This window comes from Vibrio sp. T20 (assembly GCF_007858795.1).
Taxonomy (GTDB): Bacteria; Pseudomonadota; Gammaproteobacteria; order Enterobacterales; family Vibrionaceae; genus Vibrio; species Vibrio satsumensis.
In genome coordinates this window covers 25,877-48,675 of the sequence record NZ_VFEB01000057.1, presented here as the reverse complement: position 1 = coordinate 48,675, position 22,799 = coordinate 25,877, and the positions used below count along the sequence as shown (strand labels likewise).

The window sequence follows — 22,799 nt, the reverse complement described above, 5'->3', positions numbered from 1 at the left end:
ACCAAACTGCTCCATCCCGCGTCCGGATGCATTGTTTAAGTCAATGAATCTTGCCTTAAAAAGGCTAATTTGGAGCGATACATCGGGTTCGAACCGATGACCTCAACCTTGGCAAGGTTGCGCTCTACCAACTGAGCTAGTATCGCATTATAAAAGGTCTTTCACCTTTCGATTACCGCTTTCGCCATAACCTACAAATTGGAGCGATACATCGGGTTCGAACCGATGACCTCAACCTTGGCAAGGTTGCGCTCTACCAACTGAGCTAGTATCGCAATCTGAAAACGTCTTTCGCCGTTCAGGGCTGCGAATTATAAGAGCATTTTTTTGTGATGCAAGTCCTTAATGCAAAATTACGAAACTTTTTACTCAACTGCTGTAAAAGCACACAGATTTGCAAAAAAATTAGCTCTTATGTCCCTGAAAAGTTAGATAAACGTGATCATTTTATCCGACTAGATGTTAATAATCGTTTTTCGGTAGTACTGCAGCTCGGCGATCGACTCTCGAATATCATCAAGTGCAAGGTGACTTCCTGACTTAGAAAAACCATCTAGCACTTCAGGTTTCCAACGACGAGCAAGCTCTTTCAGCGTGCTTACGTCAACATAGCGGTAGTGGAAGTACTCTTCTAACTCTGGCATGTGCTTGTATAGGAAACGGCGATCTTGACCAATGCTGTTGCCACAAATCGGTGACTTACCTTTTGGTACCCATTTTTCAAGAAACTCAATCGTTTGTTGGATGGCATCTTGCTCTGAAACCGTGCTTTCTTGAATTCGCTTCACGAGGCCGCTGCCAGTGTGCGTCGTTGTACACCACTCGTCCATCTTGTCCAATTCACTCTGAGGTTGGTGAATAGCCAAAACAGGTCCTTCAGCCAGGATGTTAAGCTCACTATCAGTAACGATAGTAGCAATTTCAATGATTTTATGAGTTTCAGGATCAAGTCCTGTCATCTCTAGATCAACCCAAATAAGGTTCTGATCGCTAAAGGACATAAGGCGTCGCCTATTTGTTTATGTGTAAAAGAGGTACTATACCCAAATAACTATACTCAAACTAGCTTTAGGACCATCGAAATCACGTGGTACCAGCAACATCCTGTTTGAGTTCCCAATCATCAAGTTAGATGTGTTAAGTGAAAAATTGTGGCTAAAAAAAAGAAGTTAACCAAAGGTCAAGTGCGTCGTGTACGTAGCAACCAGAACAAGCGACTCAAGAAAGAAGATTCTATCCAGTGGGATGAGAACATGCTTGGCGGAACCAAAAGCGGACTCGTGATTACGCGCTTTGGCCAACATGCCGATATCGAAGATCTTGAAACTAACGAAGTTCATCGTTGTAACTTACGCCGTAGTATCGAGACTTTAGTTTCTGGTGACCGAGTGACTTGGCGCGCAGGCTTAGAATCCATGGCCGGCATTTCTGGCGTTGTGGAAGCGGTTGAACCGAGAACTTCAATGCTGACTCGCCCTGATTACTACGATGGCCTAAAGCCGGTTGCTGCGAACGTTGACCAAATGGTTATCGTATCGGCAGTGCTACCAGAGCTATCACTTAATATTATCGACCGCTATTTGATCGCTTCAGAAACAGTGAACATCGCGCCACTTGTTGTGCTGAATAAGGTCGACCTGCTGACTGATGAGCAGATTGCTGAATACCGTGAAACACTGAAAGAGTACGAGAAGATCGGCTACAAAGTGATGTTCGTGAGTAAAGAGTCTGGCTACGGCATCAAAGAGCTGGAAGCTGAACTTAAAGACCGTATCAACATCTTTGTTGGTCAATCGGGTGTGGGTAAGTCAAGCCTAGTGAATGCATTAATGCCAACGCTAGACATTGAAGAAGGCGAAGTCTCTGAGAACTCAGGTCTTGGCCAGCATACCACCACGGCAGCTCGTTTATACCACTTCCCTTCTGGTGGTGATCTGATTGATTCACCAGGAGTTCGTGAATTCGGCCTATGGCACTTAGAAGCCGATGAAATCACTGAAGCCTTCATCGAGTTCAAGCCTTACCTTGGCGGTTGTAAATTCCGCGACTGTAAACACAACGATGACCCTGGTTGTATCCTGCGCGAAGCAGTAGAAAACGGCAAGATCAGTCGATTACGTTTCGACAACTACCACCGTATCATTGAAAGCATGGCGAGTAACAAAGATAACCGTCAGTATTCACGCAACAAAAAAGCCGATCTCTAATCGCGTTTTTGTGAACAAATGTGTGCATTTACTGACAATTGGCGCGAATTTAAGTAACATCTCGCGCCCTAAACCGTCATCAACAGATTTAATTGAAAAACAATTAGCATTGGAAAATTAATACAATGGATAAGATTAAAGTTGGATTGCAGTACTGGATTCCACAACATGGACTGACTCGCCTAGTCGGCAAACTTGCGTCTGCTAAAGCGGGCGGCTTAACGACAGCGATCATCAACTGGTTCATCAAGCAATACAAAGTGAACATGGATGAAGCTCTGCATAGCGATCCAAAACACTTTAAAACATTCAATGAATTCTTCGTGCGTGAATTGAAAGATGGCATGCGCCCTATCGCTGAAGGTGAGTCAGTTATTGTTCACCCTGCCGATGCACGTGTAAGCCAATTTGGCCCAATTACTGACGGTCAACTGATTCAAGCTAAAGGCCATGACTACTCAGCTCGCGAGCTATTGGGTGGTGATGCAGCGCTAGCGGATGAGTTTAAAGACGGCGAATTCGCAACGCTTTACCTGTCTCCAAGTGATTACCACCGCGTGCATATGCCATGCGACGGCACACTACGCCAGATGATCTACGTTCCCGGTGATCTTTTCTCAGTTAACCCGTTAACGGCAGAGAACGTTCCAAACCTATTCGCACGTAATGAACGTGTCGTTTGTATCTTCGATACGGAATTTGGCCCAATGGCACAGGTGTTGGTTGGCGCAACGATCGTAGGCAGCATTGAGCAAGTATGGGCTGGCACCATCACGCCACCTCGCGGTAATTCGGTTTACAAATGGGATTACCCAGCACAAGGCAATAACGCAATCATCTTGAAGAAAGGCGAAGAGATGGGCCGCTTTAAGCTTGGTTCAACCGTTATCAACCTGTTCGCTAAAGGTGCGATCAAATTTGACGACACGATGCAAAATGGTGAGAAAACCGTTCTTGGTACCCCTTTCGCGCATATTGCTGGTAAAGAAGTTGAGACTGAAGCTGTTGATTCAACAGAGAACACTGACCAAGCTTAACGGCTTGAGTTAACTCATTTAGTTTTAAAGGCGCGTTACTTTTTCTATTTCTATATCAGAGAAGAACGCGCCTTTTTCTTAACTCTACCAATTCGTCTCCTACTCAAGCCCTAACAATCCAAGCTTTCAATCCTCAACCCCTGCCCAGCCAGCTGTTGCTTCTCACTCTTGCCTCTAATTGCTCAGATAAAAGATTGACCAAAAACAAAACAACTGTCGAAACCTTAAACAACTTTTCGATTTTACAATCCGTCTCCAAGTACCAAAAATCCAGATAACTTACTCTATTTGAAGATATTTTATTCATAGGGTCTTTGTACATGCCTAAACCCAATGTTGGCGTTCTGGTCAAGCTGTTGATTTGTTTTGCGATTCCCTTAGGCGTGTTATTCATGCCGATAGATTCAATACCAATCGATGATCTCACGCTGATTCAACACCGCTTGTTGGCGATATTCTTGTTGGCAGCTCTACTGTGGGTACTTGAACCTGTTCCGGTATTCGCCACTTCCATTTTGATCATTGCACTTGAGCTGGTAATGATTTCTGATAAAGGTTTACACCTGTTTAGAAATCCACCCGCAGGACACGATCTAGGTGAGTTAATCAAATATACCGACATATTCGGTGCATTTTCGTCACCGATAATCATCCTATTCATGGGTGGTTTTGCTCTTGCAATATCCGCATCCAAGTACGAACTCGATAACAACTTAGCTCGAGTGCTACTCAAGCCATTTGGCACAGAGCCGCGCTTCATCATGCTGGGTTTAATGCTGATCACCGCCGTGTTCTCGATGTTCATGTCAAATACCGCAACTACGGTAATGATGCTGGCGCTACTCGGTCCTATCGTGGCGTCGGCACCAAGAGGCGACATGGGGATCAAAGCGCTCGTGTTGTGTATTCCAATTGCTGCCAACACCGGTGGTATCGCGACACCAATCGGCACGCCTCCCAATGCCATCGCATTACAATACCTAACGGGTGAAAACACCATCGACTTCCTCAGCTGGATGATGATGGGCTTGCCCTTTGTGATCATCCAACTCACCATAGCTTGGTTCCTTCTTCAGAAAATCTTTCCTTCCAAGCAGAAAAACATGGTGCTCAAACTCGATGGACAATTCAGAAAGAGCTGGCGAGCGATTGTGGTTTACATCACCTTCGCTGCGACGATCTTATTGTGGATGACCACCAAACTGCATGGCATGAACACTTATGTAGTGTCTATCATTCCACTGGCTGTCTTTACTCTCACTGGCATCATGGGCAAAGAAGAGCTCAAGCTGATTAACTGGGATGTATTGTGGCTGGTTGCGGGTGGTATTGCGATTGGGATTGGCTTGGATAAAACAGGCTTAGCCGCTGCACTCGCACACGCGATTGACTATGAATCACTCTCGCCTGCTGCTGTGGTACTGACGTTATCTATCGTGTGTTGGTTAATGGCGAACTTCATGTCGAACACCGCGACTGCCAACTTACTGATGCCAATAGCCGCTGCGATTGGTGCATCGATGGAAAGCCTAGTTGCGATTGGTGGCCTACAGGGCTTACTGGTTGTGGTCGCCTTCTCAGCATCACTTGGTATGATTTTACCAGTATCGACACCACCAAACTCACTGGCTTACTCGACCGGACTTATCGAAAGCAAAGACATGGCGAAGATGGGCATCATCTTAGGAATTGTCGGCTTGTCAATGGTCTACCTCGCGCTGTTTATCATCACCTAGCACGTTAGCTTATTATCACCTAGCACGTTAATCCCTCACTACAACCCACCAGATAGCAATCGTGATTTCGCTACCTGGTGGGTTTATTCGATTTTGATCGATAGATAATTGTGATTCTACTTCACGGATTATTAAAAATAACGATGATTTATTTTAAATTTTTGATTTTAAACACATTTAACAACATCAAGACAGCGGCAATATACACGCATCAAAGACACGTCAATTCACCATCAAGTACGTCGTTGTAGTTAGGTTATTGTCTAATCAGAGAGGAATGGACCTTGAGACATACTATTAAATTTAAAATTCAGATCGCCATTGCGGTCATTATTGCCGTCGTGAGTGGCGCTCAGGCATGGATCTCGGTTAATCAGCTGACTCAAGAGACTGAAGTCGCGATCAACCAAGAAATGAAAAATGTCAGTGTCGGCACTACCAATTATATTGCCGATTGGCTCTCTACTCGCAGCGATATGATGCTTGCTAATGAGCCGACCATTTCAAGCAGTAGTAACTCTGACCGCGAGTTGCTAATCACCAAACAAGCTGGGCAATTCTTGTCTGTTTATGCGGGATTCAGCGATGGCACTATCGCGTATGGCGATAAAGGTGAAGATTGGCCAGCAGGCTATGACCCACGCACCCGCCCTTGGTATAAAGATGCTAACGCAACATCAGACCTCGTCATTACTGAACCTTATCAAGACTTTGACGGCAGCATTGTCATCAGCTTTGCGAAAGCATTCAACGGTGAAAGACAAGGTGTCCTCGCAGCAGACTTAACCGTCACCAGCATTATTGATACGGTTCTCAATGTAAAACTGGATAACGATGGCTTTGCGTTTTTAGTGGATGGTAACAACAACATCGTTGCCTACACTGATGAAGAGCTAAGTCAGAAACCACTGACCAGTTTGAACCCAGGACTCACTGCAAACAAAGTGTCGCAATTGATCCAAGATCAAATGATCACCACGCTAACTTGGCCAGGCCAAGGGGATAAACTGGTCTACATTGCCAATGTCCCGAATACTGATTGGTCGTTAGGTATTGTTATCGATAAGAAAATGGCGTTCTCTGCGGTCTCTGACGCGATTCAATTCATCTCCCTAACCTCTTTGGTTTTGTACATCGTCATTTCGATTGCGAGCACAATGGTGATCAACCGCCTGCTTTCTCCATTACAAACCTTATCAGAAGCACTGACTCAGCTTGCTCAAGGTAGAGGTGATCTCACTCAACGTATTGATATCACGCGTATGGATGAGATAGGCAAACTGGCCGAGCTTGTAAACCAGTTCTTAAGCCAGATGCAAAGCATGTTGAAAGGCGTCATAGAACACAGCCACGATCTCAACAATCATGCCGAAAAGGCCAACCAACTGGCGACCCAATCCTCCATTCGAGTTGAAAATCAGCAAAACGATATCAATCAAATAGCGACCGCGATTCATGAGATGTCCGCCACCGCAGCTGAAGTAGCTAGCCATGCTGAACTCACTGCATCTGCTTCTCAAGCTTCAGCCACTGCTTGTAATGAAGGTCAGGAGGTTATTCAACAAAACCGCGATGCGATTACTGGCCTCGCGACTCAAGTTGAAGACGCGGCCAATGTGATTCGTGAATTAGAGAGTAATGCTCAAAGCATCAACAAGATCCTATCCACCATTCAAGGTATTGCTGAACAAACCAACCTGTTGGCCTTGAATGCGGCAATTGAAGCCGCTCGAGCGGGTGAGCAAGGTCGCGGATTTGCTGTTGTCGCAGACGAGGTTCGAGTACTAAGCCAAAGAACGCATGGCTCAACGGAAGAAATCCGCGTGATGATTGATACGTTACAGAAGAATACTGAACATGCTGTCGAAAGCATGACCACCAGCACTCAACTGGCAGAGAACAGTGTTGGCTTCGCAGAGCAAGCTCATGGCAGCCTATCTAAAATCACTCAAGCCATCACCGAAATCAACGATATGGCGCTACAAATAGCGAGTGCAGCCGAAGAACAACGTGCCGTGAGCGAAGACATCAGTCGTAATACACAAGGGATTAAAGATGCCTCTGATGATCTTGCACAACAAGCGGAAAGCAGCCGCAACAGCTCAAATGAGATGAGCAGCGCTGCCGAGTCGATGCGCCGAGATGTGGAGCGCTTTAAGGTATAAAGCTTCGCTAGTCAGACAAGCGAAACGGATAACCGGAACAAAACAGTAACTGAAGAGCAAGGCGGTAATTGAGCAGCAAAGTGGTGCTTTTGCTAAGAATCACTTTGTTCTCAGTTCGGTTTGATGCATATTGATGAGCTAATTTATCCCAGACACAAGGATGTTATTCAGATGGGATTCGAATGGTTAGCTCTCGCCGCTGCCTTTCTTTGGGCCATTGCGAGCCTAATGTCAGTAAAGCCTGCTCAGCACTTGGGTTCTTTCGCCTATAGCCGCTGGCGAATGGGTTGTACCGCAATCATCTTATCGAGTATGGCTTGGTTTACCGGAGGTTGGTCAACTGTCGAAGCCAATCTAGTCACGCCGATGATGCTGTCTGGCCTGATTGGTATATTCATTGGTGATACCGCCCTATTTGCCTGCTTAAACCGAATGGGACCGCGCCAAGCGGGTTTGCTGTTCTCTTGTCACGCCGTGTTCTCAGCCATTCTCGGTTACTTCCTATTTAGCGAAAGCATGACTTCTGTTGAGCTGATTGGCTCGGCTTTGGTGTTCAGTGGCGTCTTAACCGCGATATTCTTTGGTCGTCGAGGACAGACTAACAATCAACTTGAAACCATTAAAGGCACCGTGTGGATTGGTGTTGCACTGGGAATTACAGCTGCGATTTGTCAAGCACTGGGTGGCATCATCGCCAAACCCGTGATGCAAACCAATATCGACCCGGTTGCCGCTTCTGCGATTCGGATGATCACCGCCTTTGTCGCCCACTCCGCATTTCGTTTAACGGGTGCCAAGCTATCACGCGCAATCAACCCGATGAATGGTCAGATATTTGCGATTACGGCAGTTAACGGCTTTTTAGCGATGGCGGTGGGAATGACGCTGATCTTGTATGCACTACAGGAAGGCAATGTCGGCATGGTCGCTCTGTTATCTTCAACCACACCTATCATGTTGTTACCAATACTTTGGCTGTACACCAAACAGAGACCAAATGCCTACGCTTGGATCGGTGCCATTGTTGCCGTAGTGGGTACTGGTATTCTGGTCAGCTAGTGGGTACAGGTATTTTGGTCAGATAGAGCACCGGTATTCTGGTCAGCGAGTAAAGCTGATTAGAAGCTGAGAATTAATAGTTAATTAACTCTCAGTAAAAACAAAAGCAAAAAGCTAAGAACGTGGGAACGGGAAAGCGGTCACATCATCGATGTGGTCGTAACCCAAAGCCAGCATAATCAGCCTATCGATACCTAAAGCAACACCCGCACAATCTGGTAAACCCGCTTTTAATGCCTCAATCAAGTGATGGTCAATCGGTTGAGGTGATAAGCCCATCTCAATACGTTTGGCATTGTCGTCTTCAAAACGCTTGAGTTGCTCTTGTGGTTTATCCAACTCATGGAAACCGTTAGCTAATTCGATGCCTTTGAAATACACCTCAAAGCGATCCGCCACTCGTGAATCCTCGGGGTTAATCTTAGCTAATGCCGCTTGTGAGGCTGGGAAGTCATAAACAAAGGCTGGCACCTGTTGGCCAATCTTTGCTTCAACCCCGATGCTAAACAGCAACTGCAGCAAGGTATCGCGATCTTGTTCAGGGTCAGCTATGTCGCTGAGCCCAAGTTTTGCTGCGGCTTGTTTTAGCGTATCCATCGAATCTTCAAGCGGACATACACCTAACACGTCGATAAAGGCTTGTTGATAAGTCATTCGCTCTGCTGAGCTCGATTTAAGTACCTGCTGTAGCAGAAAATCCATTTCATCCATTAAGTCATGGTGATCAAAACCGACGCGATACCACTCCAACATGGTGAACTCAGGGTTGTGGTAACGGCCATTTTCTTCATTCCGGAAAGACTTACAAATTTGATAAATACAGCCACTGCCCGCCGCTAATAGACGTTTCATATGAAACTCAGGGCTAGTCATAAAGAACAAGGGCTGACCGTGCGCATAACCCGGCCCTACGAATTCAGTTTTGAAAGTATGTAAATGCACGTCCGTTACCGTGGCGTGGCTCATCGCAGGCGTATCCACTTCCATCACGTTTCGTTCAGCAAAGAACTGACGGATTTGATTAAGGATATCAGCACGTTGCTTTAACTGCTTAATGGTTGCGGCTGGTTGCCATGTTGAGTGCATTATTAAGTTCCATATTACTGAATTCTAGGCGACGGAAATTACCACCTTTCGCCTCTTTTGTAAGCTTCTATCTTTCTATAGATGAAAGCAAAATGTTGCTTTAATGAAGCCAGAAAATTACGTTCTACAATACAATTATCAATACAGCTTTCACATCCACATTGATAACAAAAATCATACTCAACAAGCCGTTAACACAAGCCCTGTGGGCTAATCGTTATCAACAATTCATTGCCGTGATTGCAGTCACATAACCTATAAATTCTATGCCTCCATATGCACTACCGACCTAAAAACCCAAATGCATCAACTTTTCGAATACCTTCCTCTCTTACACTGAACCTACCACTTAAGGCTTAGGGGTGATGAACGGTTGATGCCGTTTACTGCTCTCTAAATAAGCTTTTTATAATAACAAGCGGAATACTCCGCATCACACTGGAGAATAACTGTGAAGACAATTACCACAGATATCGCAGTCATCGGCGCAGGCGGCGCTGGTCTTCGTACAGCAATTGCAGCAGCTGAAGCTAATCCTGAATTGGAAGTAGCACTGATTTCTAAAGTTTACCCAATGCGTTCGCACACGGTAGCAGCAGAAGGCGGTTCAGCAGCGGTAATTAAAGACGAAGATAGCCTAGATAACCACTTCAACGATACTGTTGGCGGTGGCGACTGGCTATGTGAACAGGATGTTGTTGAATACTTTGTTGAAAACTCGACTCGCGAAATGATCCAAATGGAACAATGGGGCTGCCCATGGAGTCGTAAAGAAAACGGTGAAGTAAACGTACGCCGATTCGGCGGTATGAAGGTAGAGAGAACGTGGTTCGCAGCGGATAAAACCGGCTTCCACATGCTTCATACTCTGTTCCAGACTTCGATGAAGTACGACACAATCAAACGATTTGATGAGTACTTTGTGGTGGATTTGATCGTTGAAGATGGCGAAGTACAAGGCCTAATCGCGATTCATATGTCTGAAGGTGAGCTTGTTACGATTAAAGCAAAATCTGTTGTATTAGCAACCGGTGGCGCAGGTCGTGTTTACCACTGTAATACCAACGGCGGCATCGTAACGGGCGACGGTATGGCAATGGCTTATCGCCACGGTGTACCACTGCGTGATATGGAGTTCGTTCAATACCACCCAACAGGCCTACCGGGCACTGGCATCTTGATGACCGAAGGTTGTCGTGGTGAAGGCGGTATCATCGTCAACAAGAACGGCTACCGTTACCTACAAGATTACGGCATGGGCCCTGAAACCCCAGTGGGCGAGCCGAAGAACAAATACATGGAACTGGGTCCTCGTGACAAAGTTTCTCAAGCATTCTGGCACGAGCAGCAGAAAGGTAACACCATCAAGCACCCACTTGGTGATGTCGTACACCTTGACCTTCGCCACCTGGGTGAAGAGTACCTGCAAGAGCGTCTACCGTTCATCTGTGAACTGGCAAAAGCGTACGTAAACGTAGACCCAGCAAAAGAGCCAATCCCAATTCGTCCGACCGTTCACTACACCATGGGTGGTATTGAAACTAACGGTACCTGTGAAACTCGCATTAAAGGCCTATTCGCCGTTGGTGAATGTGCTTCAGTTGGCCTACACGGTGCAAACCGCCTAGGTTCTAACTCGCTGGCTGAGTTTGTAGTATTTGGTCGCGTAGCCGGTGAACAAGCAGTGAAACGTGCAGCTGAATTCAAAGGCTGGAATGAAGAATCTATCGCTAAGCAAGTTAAAGCGGTTGAAGATCGCATCGCAGGTCTACTAAACCAAGAAGGTGATGAGAACTGGGCTGACATCCGCACTGAAATGGGTCACACCATGGAAGCGGGTTGTGGTATCTACCGTCAAGAAGACTTGATGCAAAAGACCATCGACAAAATCACTGAACTGAAAGCTCGCTACAAGAAGATCAGCATTAAAGACAAAGGCAAAGTGTTCAACACTGACCTACTTTACGCTATCGAAGTGGGTTACGGCCTTGAAGTTGCAGAAGCGATGGTTCACTCAGCGATCCTTCGTAAAGAGTCTCGCGGTGCACACCAACGTCTAGACGACAACTGCACAGAACGTGATGACGTGAACTTCCTGAAACACTCTCTATCTTTCTACAACGAAGATGCAGCACCAACCATCGACTACAGCGGCGTTAAGATCACCAAATCTCAACCTAAAGCTCGTCTGTACGGTGAAGCTGCAGAGAAAGCCGCTGCCGCTGAAAAAGCAGCAGAAGAGAATGCTAAGAAGAGCGAAGAGGAGCAAGCATAATGTCAGCGAATCGAATCCAAAAAATTGAAATCCTGCGTTATGATCCAGAGCACGACGCAGAACCTCACTTTCAAACCTTTGAAGTGCCGTTTGATGAAACCATGTCAGTACTTGATGCGATCGGTTACATCAAAGACAACCTAGATAAAGACCTGTCTTACCGTTGGTCTTGTCGTATGGCGATTTGTGGTTCTTGCGGCATCATGGTTGATGGCGTGCCAAAACTGGCGTGTAAGAGCTTCTTACGTGATTACCCGAACGGCTTCAAGATTGAGCCTTTGGCTAACTTCCCAATCGAGAAAGATTTGATTGTCGACATGACGCCGTTCATCGAACGCCTTGAAGCAATCAAGCCATACATCATTGGTAACGACCGCAAGCCAGAAGACGGCACTAACATCCAAACTCCAGAGCAAATGGCGAAGTACAAACAGTTCGCTGGCTGCATCAACTGTGGTTTGTGTTACGCAGCGTGTCCTCAGTTTGGTCTAAACCCTGAGTTCATCGGCCCTGCGGCACTTGCTCTTGCTCACCGCTACAACCTAGATAGCCGTGACAATGGTAAAGCTGAACGCATGAAGCTTATCAATGGTGACAACGGCGCTTGGGGCTGTACGTTTGTAGGTTACTGTTCTGACGTATGTCCGAAGAAAGTAGACCCAGCAGCGGCAGTAAACCAAGGCAAAGTTGAGTCTTCAATGGACTTCGTTATTTCGATGTTCAAGCCTGATGGATCGCAAGTAAAAACAGCAGAGGAGGCATAATATGAGCAATCGTAAGCCTTATGTTCGTGAGATGAAGAGAACATGGTGGAGCAACCATCCGTTCTACCGCTTCTACATGCTACGTGAAGCGACTGTACTGCCTTTGATTCTGTTCACTCTGTTCCTAACCTTCGGTTTGGGTGCACTAGTGAAAGGCCCTGAAGCTTGGGCTGGTTGGTTGAGCTTTATGGCTAACCCTATCATTGTTGGTATCAACATCGTGGCACTGCTTGGCAGCTTACTGCACGCTCAGACCTTCTTCAGCATGATGCCTCAAGTAATGCCAATCCGCCTTAAAGGCAAATTGGTAGATAAAAGAATCATCGTACTGACTCAGTGGGCAGCGGTGGCTTTTATTTCTTTAATCGTTCTTGTTGTGGTGTAAGGAGCTTTCGTTATGAACACAAATTACAAAGTAAAACCTGTTAACCACAACCCACAACGCTCTGATGAGCCAATCTGGTGGGGCCTATTTGGCGCTGGCGGTACTTGGTTCGCGATGATCACACCAATCACGATCTTAGTACTCGGTATCTTAGTGCCAATGGGCATCATCGATGCGGACGCAATGAGCTACGAACGTGTGTCTGAATTTGCCACCAGCATTATCGGTGCACTATTCATCATCGGTACGCTAGCACTGCCAATGTGGCACGCAATGCACCGTCTTCACCACGGCATGCACGACCTTAAGTTCCATGTCGGCGTTGCGGGTAAAGTGGGCTGCTACTTCGTTGCAGGCCTAATCAGCGCATTGTCTGTTATTTTCATCTTTATGATTTAACAGCTAAGAGCAGATACGGGATTCGAGTAATCGAGATGCGAAGAGCTTAAAAGCAGATTCGGGATTCGAGTAATCGAGTAATCGAGTAATCGAGTAATCGAGTAATCGAGTATCGAAGAGCTTAAGAGCGAAAATACTAGAAGCAGAGCAGGGTTATCTTGTTCTGCTTTTTTATTGCTTGTCGAATCTCTTATCCTCTAACTCGCTCTTGCTCTTCAAGCTCTTCGTATCCCGCATCTCGTTTACGCGTATCTTCCTCTTCCGCTCTTCCCCGATCTCCAGATACAAAAAAGGTCGCTCATGAGCGACCTTTTCTATTTCACTGAACCATCCCAAAATAGGATGGGCACAATCAAATTACTTCACACGACCAACGTATTCGCCAGTACGAGTATCAACTTTAACAACTTCACCGATAGCGATGAATAGAGGTACGCGAACTACCGCGCCTGTTGCTAGAGTTGCAGGCTTACCGCCAGTACCTTGTGTGTCGCCTTTAAGGCCAGGATCGGTTTCAGTTACTTCGATCTCAACAAAGTTTGGCGGAGTAACAGTGATAGGGTTATCATTCCACAACGTTAGAGTACAAACGTCATTTTCAACTAACCATTTTGCTGAGTCAGCGACTGCTTTTACGTCTGCTGCGATTTGCTCAAATGTTTCGTTGTTCATGAAGTGGTAGAATTCGCCATCGTTGTATAGGTAGCCTAGTTCAACGTCAACAACATCTGCAAGCTCAAAGCTTTCGCCTGATTTGAATGTTTTCTCTAACACTTTGCCTGACAGCAGTTTACGAAGTTTTACACGGTTAAACGCTTGGCCTTTACCTGGCTTAACGTATTCATTGTCGATAATTGAGCAAGGCTCGTTATCTAACATGAATTTTAAACCGCCTTTGAATTCATTGGTGCTTACTGACGCCATGATTTTCTCTTCCACATCTTTGAGTTAATTTCAATGCCGCATATCATAACCCGAAAAGTCGAATCTGTTGAGCAAAACTGGCTCAAACAACTATCGAATGCGATCTCTGACCCGACAAAACTGCTTGAGGCATTGGAAATAGACCCAACACCGTGGCAAGCAGGCTTCGCTGCTCGTGAGTTATTTGCACTTCGGGTACCCCTTAGCTTTGTCGAACGAATGGAAAAAGGCAACCCACACGATCCATTGCTAAGACAGGTTTTACCGCTAAGTGAAGAGTTTGAGGTGCACCAAGGCTATTCCGCTGATCCCTTAGAAGAGCAAGACAACGCGATTCCAGGCTTACTGCACAAATACAAAAATCGCGCATTGATGATTGTGAAAGGTGGCTGTGCAATTAACTGCCGCTACTGCTTCCGTCGTCATTTTCCTTATCAAGATAACAAGGGCTCAAAGTCGGTGTGGCAAACCAGCCTCGACTATGTGGCTGCTCACTCAGAGATCAACGAGGTTATCTTATCGGGTGGCGATCCACTGATGGCAAAAGACAGCGAACTAGAATGGCTTATCAGTGCTATCGAACAAATCCCACATGTCAAAACCGTTCGAATTCATAGCCGATTACCGGTTGTGATCCCCGCTCGAGTGACGGATGAACTGTGCCAATTGTTAGCGCAAACTCACCTCAATGTGGTCATGGTGAGCCATATTAATCATGCCAACGAAATTAACTTAGAGCTCAAAAAAGCCTTTCATAAGCTGAAGCAAAGTGGTGTGACTCTGCTTAACCAAGGCGTGATGCTTAAAGGGGTGAACAACAGCGCTAACTCCTTGAAAGAATTAAGCGAAAAACTATTCGATGCCGGCGTTTTACCTTACTATATGCATGTACTTGATAAAGTTCAGGGCGCTGCTCATTTTTATATTTCTGATGAAGAAGCGAAGCATCATTTTAAAGGGCTAATCTCTGAGGTTTCTGGCTACTTGGTGCCTAAGTTAACTCGTGAGATTGGTGGACGCAGCAGCAAGACGCCACTCGACCTCCACATTGAATAGAGAAGTTGTATCAATGAAACACAATACTTCAGTTGCTCCCCCAGCAACCACATCCCGTCAAGCGCTTAAGTTCAACTCAAAAGGTTTCACCATCATCGAGTTGGTCGTGGTGATCGTGATTCTGGGTATTGTGTCTGTAACGGCCGCTTCGAAGTTCCTCAACCTTCAAACCGATGCTCGTATTTCGACATTAAACGGCCTTAAAGGCGGAATGGAGGGTGCAAGTGCTATGCTTTATGGTAAGACATCAGCATTAGGCTTAGATAAAGCAGCGAGTGCGTCAGTAAATGTTGAGGGCGACGATATATTGGTGGCTTACGGTTATCCTGCGGCGATGAATGATCAAGCCTGGGCACACCTTATCGAATCCACTTTCTTAGATGCGGTTTGGGATACAGGTAGAGCTGACTGGTTCTTTACCAACACAGACGCGCACGATGGCATTATTCTTTATGCACCTTCGAGCCGAAAAAAGCAGGCTGATAACTGTTACCTTGAATATCAAGAAGCGACTGAGACCACGACACCTGTCTTCACCTTAACAACAGACGGCTGTTAGATTTTACGTCATCTTTATCAATCGTTAAGACAAAAAGTTTTTGTTCGATCGTCCGGTCTATTATTAGCATACTCAGCTCTATTCTAAATTTTTAGGAGGGGTGATATGACACAATTTATAGAACAAACTCTCAACCTTGCCCCCTTTAGCTGGGCAGGCCTTGCAGTATGCATGCTGTGTGGTTCGTTAATCGGCATCGAAAGGCAAACACGCGGCAAACCGGTCGGAATCAGGACATCGATTCTGATCATCAGCGGTACCTATTTCTTCCTCACCATGGCGATTAGCCTTTCCCCTAACACGCTCGATCAAGCTCGTGTGCTTGGTCAGATCATTACTGGGGTTGGTTTCCTTGGCGCTGGAGTAATGATGACACTGGATGGAAAGATTCATGGTGTCACTTCAGCCGCGATTATCTGGGTACTCGCTGCATTAGGTATGATGATCGCACTTGGTCACCTTTCCCAATCGGTCATTATCACGCTAATGGCGCTAGTAATTCTGCTTGGTGTCGATAAGGTGGAAAACAGCTTCCAAAGCCTGCGTCGTGGTGTTCATCAGAAGTGGATGCGAAAAGGTCGCGTGAAAAAATAATCTCTAATCTTAGGTGCAATTTCTTAGAGACAATTGCTTAGACACAATTACTTAGAGACAATTCCTTAGAGACAAAAAAAGAAGCCTAGTCAAATGACTAGGCTTTGAGTTTGTACAAAAGCGCTTAATACACCTGAATACACACCTGATTCTTACCCGCTGCCTTTGCCTTATAGAGCTGCTCATCAGACGAACGAATACTCTGGTTTTTCCATAGATGCCCAACACTGTCGAACTTATACAGAGAGTAGAGCGTCGCGCCACCAGATACTGAAACACTAATCTTGTCACCCGTAGGGCATCGATAACTCTGTAGGCTAATGTCGTTTTGAATTCGCTCAAAGATCGACGAAAGCAACTCTGATGATTCCCCCGTAATCGCAACAACAAACTCTTCACCACCAAATCGAGCCACGATATCTTGCTGTCTAACGCTGTTCAGCATCAACTGAGCAACATGGCAAATCACCTCGTCCCCCACTTTATGGCCATATTGATCATTAACGACTTTGAAATCATCGATATCAAACACGCCAACACCAATAATAGGCTCTTCATCCTGAGCCAGTAATCGAGCTTCAAAACCACGTCGATTCAACAAGCCAGTTAATGGGTCGCGCATTGCTAGGTCATTTAAACGCTGGTGTTCTTGTCTTGTATAGAAGCGCCATAACCATAAAACTGAGAGCAGATACAAAATCAAGAGTATCGAAAGTTGAATCTTCTCCATCTCCAATACATGCAGAAAGTGCTCGCTCTTATCTTCTTCAATACTCAGATACAACTGAGTGTTAATGTCACCAACATACAGAGGCTTGGAATAGGTAAAATCCATAAACCCGTATTTGTTTGCGCCTCGCGTACTCGTCACTTGATAGCCATGGGTAGGGTTCGATACGAGATTAGAGACATACCCATCCACACCCAACACCCCTTTGAATTCGCCATTAACGTAGATCCCTTTGGTTAAGGTCACCACTTTCTGACCTGTCAGGTAGTCATCGTACTGGCCGGTATACACCACCTGGTCTTGACCTTGAGCTAAGCCAAAACGAATCGTATTCACCCAATAAGGCCTGCTATTCACAACCGAATCAAAGGTGTCGCCCTTGATGTAACTGGCAAAGTCAGAAGGTGAAGATATGATGAACTTCTCTTTTGAAATGAAGTAAATCGCAGAGATGGTATCAATGGTATTGGCAAAATAAGCCATGGTCGGTGCGATGAACAAGCGCTTACCCGCTTCGGCATAAAGGTCCGATTTCGGGTTGCACATCTCGCGAGGGCCAGAGAACATAAAATCAAAACGAGGGGCATGTTGCTCCTCACTGGTAAAGTAGCACGTCTCACCTTCGATCTTTTTGTCATGCGAGAATACATAGGTATCCCCATGCAGTGGATAAAGAGCCGTGATGTTGTACTCAAGCGCATTTATGATCTGTGTGAGCTCCACTAAAGAGCGTGTCACGCCTTGGTTTTCCATTCCATACTGTTTATCTGATTCTTCCGCTGAATCAACGAGCAACAAGCTCAAAACTACTAAAAAACTGGCGGTCAGGCCTAAGAAAGCCTTTTTAAAATCGACGGTATGGTGGTTAATCAAAGCATATAAATCATCATTGGAAATTTATCGCACATTGTACTTATAAATTAAAACATCGCAACAACAAATATAAAACAACATGCTTATTGGGTAATTTGAAGAAGTTTATCGAGGAAGTGGCATTGAATGTAATAACGCCTAAACAAGGGTTTAGGCGTTGAGAAACTTAGCCTTAAAAGCTAATTCGTAACTAAAAGCTAATGCGCTAACTAAAAGTCGCCAATAGTAAAACCAAAGGCTAAACGGCAGCGTTATTTAGCAAAGTTTACAATCGGGAAGCACGGGAAGAAACCGTTATCAGCACAGTTGATCAGGCCAATCTGCACGCCTTCGATTTTGTTGGTTTTGTTGAAAATACCAACCTGAACCGTGGACACTTCTGAAAGGTTCGCTGCACCAACATCAACCATAGTGTTACCTTCTGAGTAGTTGACGAAACTCACGTTCGCGCCTTTTACATCATTGGTAATGTTCACTGCACCAAGGTTAACACCGGTTGTTTTACCCGTGTTCCAGTTGAAGAAACCTAGAGATGCGCCGGTCATTTCTTGGTTCACTTTTGATGCACCGAAGATACCCAAGTTCACACCTGTTGTTGTTTGCGTCTCAGACATACCAACAACCGCAAGATCGACACCTTTAAGGTCGTTTACTTGTCCGTGAAGCAGAGCTAAACGTACACCGCCAACCGCATCTGAATCCGGTGCGTTGAAGCCGTTGATCGTTGAAAACATAACTGGCGATGAAGCAAATGCCGCTGGTGCCATTACCGCTGCCGACACAGCTAATACTGAAAGTAGTTTTTTCATTGGGGGAGTCTCCACTGACTTATTGTTGACTTGATTAATCCATTTTCAATCAAGCATTTATTATCCTTTATTCAACAGCTATCCATGTTAGATCAATGTCATAACTGTACTGTTGAATATAAGCCGCTAAACCATAAAGAGCAATGGTTAAGAGCAGATGCGGGATTCGAGTAAACCAGATGCGAAAGGCAAAGAGCGGATAAGGGAAGAAAAAATGAGAGATACGAGATGCGGGTAAACGAGATGCGAAGAGCAAAAAAAAACGGAGACCGAAGTCTCCGCTTTAAAGCTTATATCTTTCAAAGCCTATGTATGGCTTTCTCTGTTACGAGAAAGGGGGATGATTACATCATACCGCCCATGCCACCCATACCGCCCATGCCACCCATATCAGGCATTGCAGGGCCAGAATCTTGTGGCTTATCAGTGATCATCGCTTCTGTTGTGATCATAAGACCAGCAACTGATGCTGCGAACTGAAGTGCGCTGCGAGTTACCTTAGTTGGATCTAGGATACCCATTGCAATCATGTCACCGTATTCGCCAGTAGCCGCGTTGTAACCGTAGTTACCTTCGCCAGCACGAACGTTGTTAGCAACCACTGATTCTTCATCACCCGCGTTCTTAGTGATTTGACGGATTGGCGCTTCCATTGCACGTAGTGCAACACGGATACCTACGTTTTGCTCTTCGTTGTCACCTTCAAGGCCAGCAACTTTAGATGCAGCGCGGATAAGTGCAACACCACCACCAGCAACCACACCTTCTTCAACAGCAGCGCGAGTTGCGTGAAGTGCATCTTCAACGCGGTCTTTCTTCTCTTTCATCTCAACTTCAGTCGCAGCGCCCACTTTGATTACTGCAACACCGCCAGCTAGTTTCGCTACGCGCTCTTGAAGTTTCTCTTTGTCGTAGTCAGACGTTGCATCTTCGATTTGTTGACGAATTTGAGAAACACGACCTTGGATCATCATTTCTTCGCCCGCACCATCGATGATGGTTGAGTTTTCTTTAGTAATAGTAATACGCTTAGCTTGACCTAGATCTTCTAGCGTTACTTTCTCAAGGTCTAGACCGATCTCTTCAGAGATAACCGTACCGCCCGTTAGGATAGCGATATCTTGAAGCATTGCTTTACGACGGTCACCGAAACCAGGGGCTTTAACAGCCGCCACTTTCACGATGCCGCGCATGTTGTTCACAACTAGAGTCGCTAGCGCTTCGCCTTCTACATCTTCAGCGATGATTAGAAGTGGACGAGATGCTTTAGCAACCGCTTCTAGAGTCGGAAGAAGTTCACGGATGTTTGATACTTTCTTGTCGATAAGAAGGATGAATGGGCTTTCTAGATCAACAGAACCTGCTTCTTGGTTGTTGATGAAGTAAGGAGATAGGTAACCGCGGTCGAACTGCATACCTTCTACTACGTCTAGTTCGTCTTGCAGAGCCTGACCTTCTTCGACTGTGATAACGCCATCACGGCCTACTTTTTCCATCGCTTCAGCAATGATGTTACCTACTGTCGCGTCAGAGTTTGCAGAGATAGTACCTACTTGCGCGATAGCTTTAGTATCTGCACATGGAACAGAAAGGCCTTTTAGCTCTTCAACTGCTGCGATAACCGCTTTGTCGATACCACGCTTAAGATCCATTGGGTTCATGCCAGCAGCAACGGCTTTTAGGCCTTCAGTGATGATTGCTTGAGCAAGAACGGTTGCTGTTGTTGTACCGTCGCCCGCTGCGTCATTCGCTTGCGAGGCCACTTCTTTAACCATTTGTGCGCCCATGTTTTGGAACTTGTCTTCAAGTTCGATTTCACGTGCAACAGAAACACCATCTTTAGTGATCGTTGGTGCGCCAAATGATTTATCTAGAACAACGTTACGGCCTTTAGGACCTAGCGTTACTTTTACCGCGTCAGCCAGAACGTTTACACCTTCTAGCATTTTAATACGTGCGTCGTTACCAAATTTAACGTCTTTAGCAGCCATCTTTATTTCCTTTAAATTCTTTATTCAGTCAGTTCAGGTTTATGGGTCGGATTACTCAACGATCGCCATGATGTCGTTTTCAGACATGATCAGAACTTCTTTGCCGTCGATTTTTTCAGACTTAGTGCCGTAGCCTTCAGCGAAGATAACAGTGTCGCCAACTTTAACGTCCAATGGTTGTACTGAACCGTTTTCTAGAATGCGGCCTTTGCCAACAGCTAGAATTACACCGCGAGTTGATTTTTCAGCGGCAGAACCAGTTAGAACGATGCCACCAGCAGATTTAGATTCAACTTCTTGGCGCTCAACGATAACTCGGTCGTGTAGAGGACGGATATTCATCGGTCAGATCTCCTGATAATTTCCATTTAATTTGATAGTTGCCACGATTGGCATGGGGTTAAAGAGTATGTTGGGGCGATGCGGAAGATCCCAAGGGGTGAAAGAGAAAAATTGTGATCGAAAGAGCAGATTCGGGATGCGAGTGAACGAGTAACGAAGAACTTAAAGGCAGATACGAGATGCGAGTAAATGAGTAGCGAAGAGCTTAAAGCGGAGAAAGAGAAGAATCACCTTCTTTGTTTTTGCTTTTCGTATCTCGCATCCCGTTACCCTCATCTAATTATTTGTATCTGCTCTTCCAGCTCTTCCCGCTCTTCGCATCCCGAATCTCGTTTACTCGCATCTGCTTTTCTTCCCTTCCCGCCCACATCTGTTTATCCTACGCTTTTAGATTCTATCGGCGTTTTGCATGCAAGATAAGCACGGGCTATTAACCGCTCCTATTGAGAGTACATTGCGTACCATGACCATACCGACCATATTCGGTATGGTGGCGATCTTGATGTTTAACCTCGTCGATACCTTCTTTATCTCATTACTGGGCACACAAGCCCTTGCAGCGGTGAGCTTCACCTTCCCTATCACCTTTGCCATCAACTGCATTACCATGGGAATAGGCATTGGCTTATCAACGTGCATCGGGCGGTTACTTGGCCAAGGTTGCGCGCAAAATGCGGCTCGCTTTACTTGTCACGGTTTATTACTTGCGGTGCTTCTTGTCGGTTTTGCATCAACTCTGGGGCTTGTAACACTTGAACCCATGTTTGCCTTATTGGGGGCAGAACCAGAGTTACTGCCACTAATATCTGAATACATGACAGTCTGGTATTTAGCCATTCCATTACTTGTTATTCCTATGGCGGGCAACAGCGCGATACGAGCCAGTGGCGATACCAAAACACCCGCGAAGATCATGATGCTGGCCGGCCTGATTAACGGCATTCTCGATCCGCTGCTGATCTTCGGTTACGGGCCTTTCCCGGAGTTAGGAATTCAAGGCGCAGCCATTGCTAGCGGATTCAGTTGGTTTGGTGCGTTGTGTGGCTCACTGTATGTGTTAACCATACGAGAAAAACTGCTTGCTCCGCCCAAACTAAAAAACCTCATCGATGACTGGAAACAGATCTTAACCATTGGCACACCCGCAGCCCTTTCCAATGCCCTCAATCCACTTGCTGGCGCCATTATAATGATGATGCTTGCCAAACAAGGAACCGAAGCCGTGGCGGCTTACGGAGCTGCCCAGCGTATTGAATCGATTTTGATCATCGTGTTGATGTCTCTGACCTCTGCCCTTACGCCTTTTATGGCGCAGAACTTTGGCGCAAACAACCCTCAACGAAGCTTTAAGGCACTATTTCTCAGTATGCGCTTTGCTGTGATGTTCCAAGGTTTGATTTTCTTAATGATGGTGCCATTGAGCATCCCATTAGCCGCCCTATTTTCTCAAGAAGAATCCGTGCGAGGCATCTTGTGGCATTACCTGTTAGTTGTCCCATTTAGCTATGGCTTCCAAGGTATTGTAATGATGCTGATTAGTGCGATGAATGCGATGCATCAACCACTCAAAGCCTTTCAGTGGAGCTTCATGCGCCTGTTTGTATTTACTCTTCCATTCGCTTGGATAGGTAGCCAGATTGATGGCGTCGAAGGGCTGTTTATAGGCCTAGCCTTAGGGAACATCATGGGTGGAATTTCAGGATATTGCTTTGCGCTTCGTGTGAGGAGGAAAGCAGATGAGAGATGCGAGTAAGCTCTTAAGCTCTTCGCATCTCGTTTACTCGCATCCCGTATCTATACTCAAATTC

General features: G+C 45.9%; 20 protein-coding genes and 2 tRNA genes. 13 read left to right on the top strand and 9 right to left on the bottom strand.

Features of this window, described 5'->3' with window-relative positions:
* Positions 1–70 precede the first annotated feature (70 nt).
* The 3 genes from FTW16_RS03280 to orn form a co-directional block, all read right to left on the bottom strand.
* Positions 71–146 (bottom strand) — tRNA-Gly (locus tag FTW16_RS03280).
* A gap of 53 nt (positions 147–199) precedes the next feature.
* Positions 200–275 (bottom strand) — tRNA-Gly (locus FTW16_RS03275).
* Between the two features lie 180 nt (positions 276–455).
* A complete protein-coding gene (orn, locus tag FTW16_RS03270) occupies positions 456–1,001 on the bottom strand; it encodes an oligoribonuclease (RefSeq protein WP_017055371.1) in 546 nt (181 codons plus the stop codon).
* Positions 1,002–1,151: 150 nt separating this feature from the next.
* On the opposite strand from orn, the gene rsgA reads away from it, so the two are divergent.
* The 5 genes from rsgA to FTW16_RS03240 all read left to right on the top strand — a co-directional run bounded on the left by rsgA (position 1,152) and on the right by FTW16_RS03240 (position 8,204).
* Positions 1,152–2,207, top strand: a complete 1,056-nt coding sequence (gene rsgA / locus FTW16_RS03265; RefSeq protein WP_048663217.1) for a small ribosomal subunit biogenesis GTPase RsgA — start codon at positions 1,152–1,154, stop codon at positions 2,205–2,207.
* A 125-nt stretch (positions 2,208–2,332) separates the two neighbouring features.
* The gene (gene asd / locus FTW16_RS03260) at positions 2,333–3,244 is read left to right on the top strand and encodes an archaetidylserine decarboxylase (protein ID WP_081230115.1); all 912 of its coding nucleotides are present in this window, start codon (positions 2,333–2,335) and stop codon (positions 3,242–3,244) included.
* A 320-nt stretch (positions 3,245–3,564) separates the two neighbouring features.
* On the top strand, positions 3,565–4,980 hold the full coding sequence (locus FTW16_RS03250; RefSeq protein WP_146490034.1) for an SLC13 family permease: 1,416 nt from the start codon (positions 3,565–3,567) through the stop codon (positions 4,978–4,980).
* Between the two features lie 284 nt (positions 4,981–5,264).
* Entirely contained in the window at positions 5,265–7,145 is a 1,881-nt protein-coding gene (locus FTW16_RS03245; RefSeq protein WP_146490033.1) for a methyl-accepting chemotaxis protein, read from the top strand.
* A gap of 171 nt (positions 7,146–7,316) precedes the next feature.
* Positions 7,317–8,204 (top strand): DMT family transporter, encoded by an 888-nt coding sequence (locus FTW16_RS03240; protein WP_146490032.1) that lies wholly within the window; start codon positions 7,317–7,319, stop codon positions 8,202–8,204.
* Positions 8,205–8,318: 114 nt separating this feature from the next.
* Here the strand turns inward: FTW16_RS03240 and epmA are convergent, their stop codons facing one another.
* On the bottom strand, positions 8,319–9,290 hold the full coding sequence (epmA, locus tag FTW16_RS03235) for an elongation factor P--(R)-beta-lysine ligase (protein WP_081230120.1): 972 nt from the start codon (positions 9,288–9,290) through the stop codon (positions 8,319–8,321).
* 451 nt (positions 9,291–9,741) lie between these two features.
* Between epmA and frdA the strand changes: the two genes are divergently transcribed.
* Genes frdA through frdD form a run of 4 tightly spaced genes read left to right on the top strand, consistent with a single transcriptional unit; the run spans position 9,742 to position 13,113 of the window.
* The gene (frdA, locus tag FTW16_RS03230; RefSeq protein ID WP_081230121.1) at positions 9,742–11,565 is read left to right on the top strand and encodes a fumarate reductase (quinol) flavoprotein subunit; all 1,824 of its coding nucleotides are present in this window, start codon (positions 9,742–9,744) and stop codon (positions 11,563–11,565) included.
* Positions 11,565–12,329 (top strand): succinate dehydrogenase/fumarate reductase iron-sulfur subunit, encoded by a 765-nt coding sequence (locus tag FTW16_RS03225; RefSeq protein WP_009847917.1) that lies wholly within the window; start codon positions 11,565–11,567, stop codon positions 12,327–12,329. The genes frdA and FTW16_RS03225 overlap by 1 nt, the downstream gene beginning before the upstream one ends.
* Position 12,330: 1 nt before the next feature.
* Positions 12,331–12,714, top strand: a complete 384-nt coding sequence (gene frdC / locus FTW16_RS03220) for a fumarate reductase subunit FrdC (RefSeq protein ID WP_135385105.1) — start codon at positions 12,331–12,333, stop codon at positions 12,712–12,714.
* Between the two features lie 12 nt (positions 12,715–12,726).
* On the top strand, positions 12,727–13,113 hold the full coding sequence (gene frdD / locus FTW16_RS03215; protein ID WP_017067166.1) for a fumarate reductase subunit FrdD: 387 nt from the start codon (positions 12,727–12,729) through the stop codon (positions 13,111–13,113).
* Between the two features lie 357 nt (positions 13,114–13,470).
* On the opposite strand, the gene efp is transcribed toward frdD, so the two are convergent.
* On the bottom strand, positions 13,471–14,037 hold the full coding sequence (efp, locus tag FTW16_RS03210; RefSeq protein ID WP_019822013.1) for an elongation factor P: 567 nt from the start codon (positions 14,035–14,037) through the stop codon (positions 13,471–13,473).
* A gap of 33 nt (positions 14,038–14,070) precedes the next feature.
* Here efp and epmB point away from each other — a divergent pair, with 33 nt between their 5' ends.
* The 3 genes from epmB (at position 14,071) to FTW16_RS03195 (ending at position 16,246) form a co-directional block, all read left to right on the top strand.
* Positions 14,071–15,093 (top strand): EF-P beta-lysylation protein EpmB, encoded by a 1,023-nt coding sequence (gene epmB / locus FTW16_RS03205; protein ID WP_146490031.1) that lies wholly within the window; start codon positions 14,071–14,073, stop codon positions 15,091–15,093.
* Positions 15,094–15,106: 13 nt separating this feature from the next.
* Complete coding sequence (locus FTW16_RS03200; RefSeq protein WP_146490030.1) at positions 15,107–15,652, top strand: prepilin-type N-terminal cleavage/methylation domain-containing protein; 546 nt, start codon at positions 15,107–15,109, stop codon at positions 15,650–15,652.
* A gap of 105 nt (positions 15,653–15,757) precedes the next feature.
* Entirely contained in the window at positions 15,758–16,246 is a 489-nt protein-coding gene (locus FTW16_RS03195; RefSeq protein ID WP_048607785.1) for an MgtC/SapB family protein, read from the top strand.
* A gap of 124 nt (positions 16,247–16,370) precedes the next feature.
* Here the strand turns inward: FTW16_RS03195 and FTW16_RS03190 are convergent, their stop codons facing one another.
* The 4 genes from FTW16_RS03190 to FTW16_RS03175 form a co-directional block, all read right to left on the bottom strand.
* Entirely contained in the window at positions 16,371–17,849 is a 1,479-nt protein-coding gene (locus tag FTW16_RS03190; protein WP_081230125.1) for a sensor domain-containing diguanylate cyclase, read from the bottom strand.
* Between the two features lie 251 nt (positions 17,850–18,100).
* Positions 18,101–18,658, bottom strand: coding sequence for a VC2662 family protein (locus tag FTW16_RS03185; RefSeq protein ID WP_009847923.1), 558 nt, complete (start codon positions 18,656–18,658; stop codon positions 18,101–18,103).
* Positions 18,659–19,002: 344 nt separating this feature from the next.
* The gene (gene groL, locus FTW16_RS03180) at positions 19,003–20,649 is read right to left on the bottom strand and encodes a chaperonin GroEL (RefSeq protein WP_081230126.1); all 1,647 of its coding nucleotides are present in this window, start codon (positions 20,647–20,649) and stop codon (positions 19,003–19,005) included.
* Positions 20,650–20,700: 51 nt separating this feature from the next.
* Entirely contained in the window at positions 20,701–20,991 is a 291-nt protein-coding gene (locus FTW16_RS03175) for a co-chaperone GroES (RefSeq protein WP_004741353.1), read from the bottom strand.
* Between the two features lie 409 nt (positions 20,992–21,400).
* Between FTW16_RS03175 and FTW16_RS03170 the strand changes: the two genes are divergently transcribed.
* Positions 21,401–22,744: an MATE family efflux transporter gene (locus FTW16_RS03170; RefSeq protein WP_146490029.1), complete on the top strand. Its 1,344-nt coding sequence runs from the start codon at positions 21,401–21,403 to the stop codon at positions 22,742–22,744.
* The last annotated feature ends 55 nt before the right edge of the window (positions 22,745–22,799 follow it).

Excerpts from the sequence above, each read along its gene's own strand:
- frdD (WP_017067166.1), top strand. The coding sequence starts at position 12,727 with ATGAACACAAATTACAAAGTAAAACCTGTTAACCACAACCCACAACGC.
- FTW16_RS03175 (WP_004741353.1), bottom strand. The coding sequence starts at position 20,991 with ATGAATATCCGTCCTCTACACGACCGAGTTATCGTTGAGCGCCAAGAA.
- FTW16_RS03200 (WP_146490030.1), top strand. The coding sequence starts at position 15,107 with ATGAAACACAATACTTCAGTTGCTCCCCCAGCAACCACATCCCGTCAA.
- FTW16_RS03170 (WP_146490029.1), top strand. The coding sequence starts at position 21,401 with ATGCAAGATAAGCACGGGCTATTAACCGCTCCTATTGAGAGTACATTG.
- groL (WP_081230126.1), bottom strand. The coding sequence starts at position 20,649 with ATGGCTGCTAAAGACGTTAAATTTGGTAACGACGCACGTATTAAAATG.
- FTW16_RS03195 (WP_048607785.1), top strand. The coding sequence starts at position 15,758 with ATGACACAATTTATAGAACAAACTCTCAACCTTGCCCCCTTTAGCTGG.
- FTW16_RS03225 (WP_009847917.1), top strand. The coding sequence starts at position 11,565 with ATGTCAGCGAATCGAATCCAAAAAATTGAAATCCTGCGTTATGATCCA.
- FTW16_RS03185 (WP_009847923.1), bottom strand. The coding sequence starts at position 18,658 with ATGAAAAAACTACTTTCAGTATTAGCTGTGTCGGCAGCGGTAATGGCA.
- FTW16_RS03240 (WP_146490032.1), top strand. The coding sequence starts at position 7,317 with ATGGGATTCGAATGGTTAGCTCTCGCCGCTGCCTTTCTTTGGGCCATT.
- FTW16_RS03250 (WP_146490034.1), top strand. The coding sequence starts at position 3,565 with ATGCCTAAACCCAATGTTGGCGTTCTGGTCAAGCTGTTGATTTGTTTT.
- epmA (WP_081230120.1), bottom strand. The coding sequence starts at position 9,290 with ATGCACTCAACATGGCAACCAGCCGCAACCATTAAGCAGTTAAAGCAA.
- orn (WP_017055371.1), bottom strand. The coding sequence starts at position 1,001 with ATGTCCTTTAGCGATCAGAACCTTATTTGGGTTGATCTAGAGATGACA.
- epmB (WP_146490031.1), top strand. The coding sequence starts at position 14,071 with ATGCCGCATATCATAACCCGAAAAGTCGAATCTGTTGAGCAAAACTGG.
- efp (WP_019822013.1), bottom strand. The coding sequence starts at position 14,037 with ATGGCGTCAGTAAGCACCAATGAATTCAAAGGCGGTTTAAAATTCATG.
- asd (WP_081230115.1), top strand. The coding sequence starts at position 2,333 with ATGGATAAGATTAAAGTTGGATTGCAGTACTGGATTCCACAACATGGA.
- frdC (WP_135385105.1), top strand. The coding sequence starts at position 12,331 with ATGAGCAATCGTAAGCCTTATGTTCGTGAGATGAAGAGAACATGGTGG.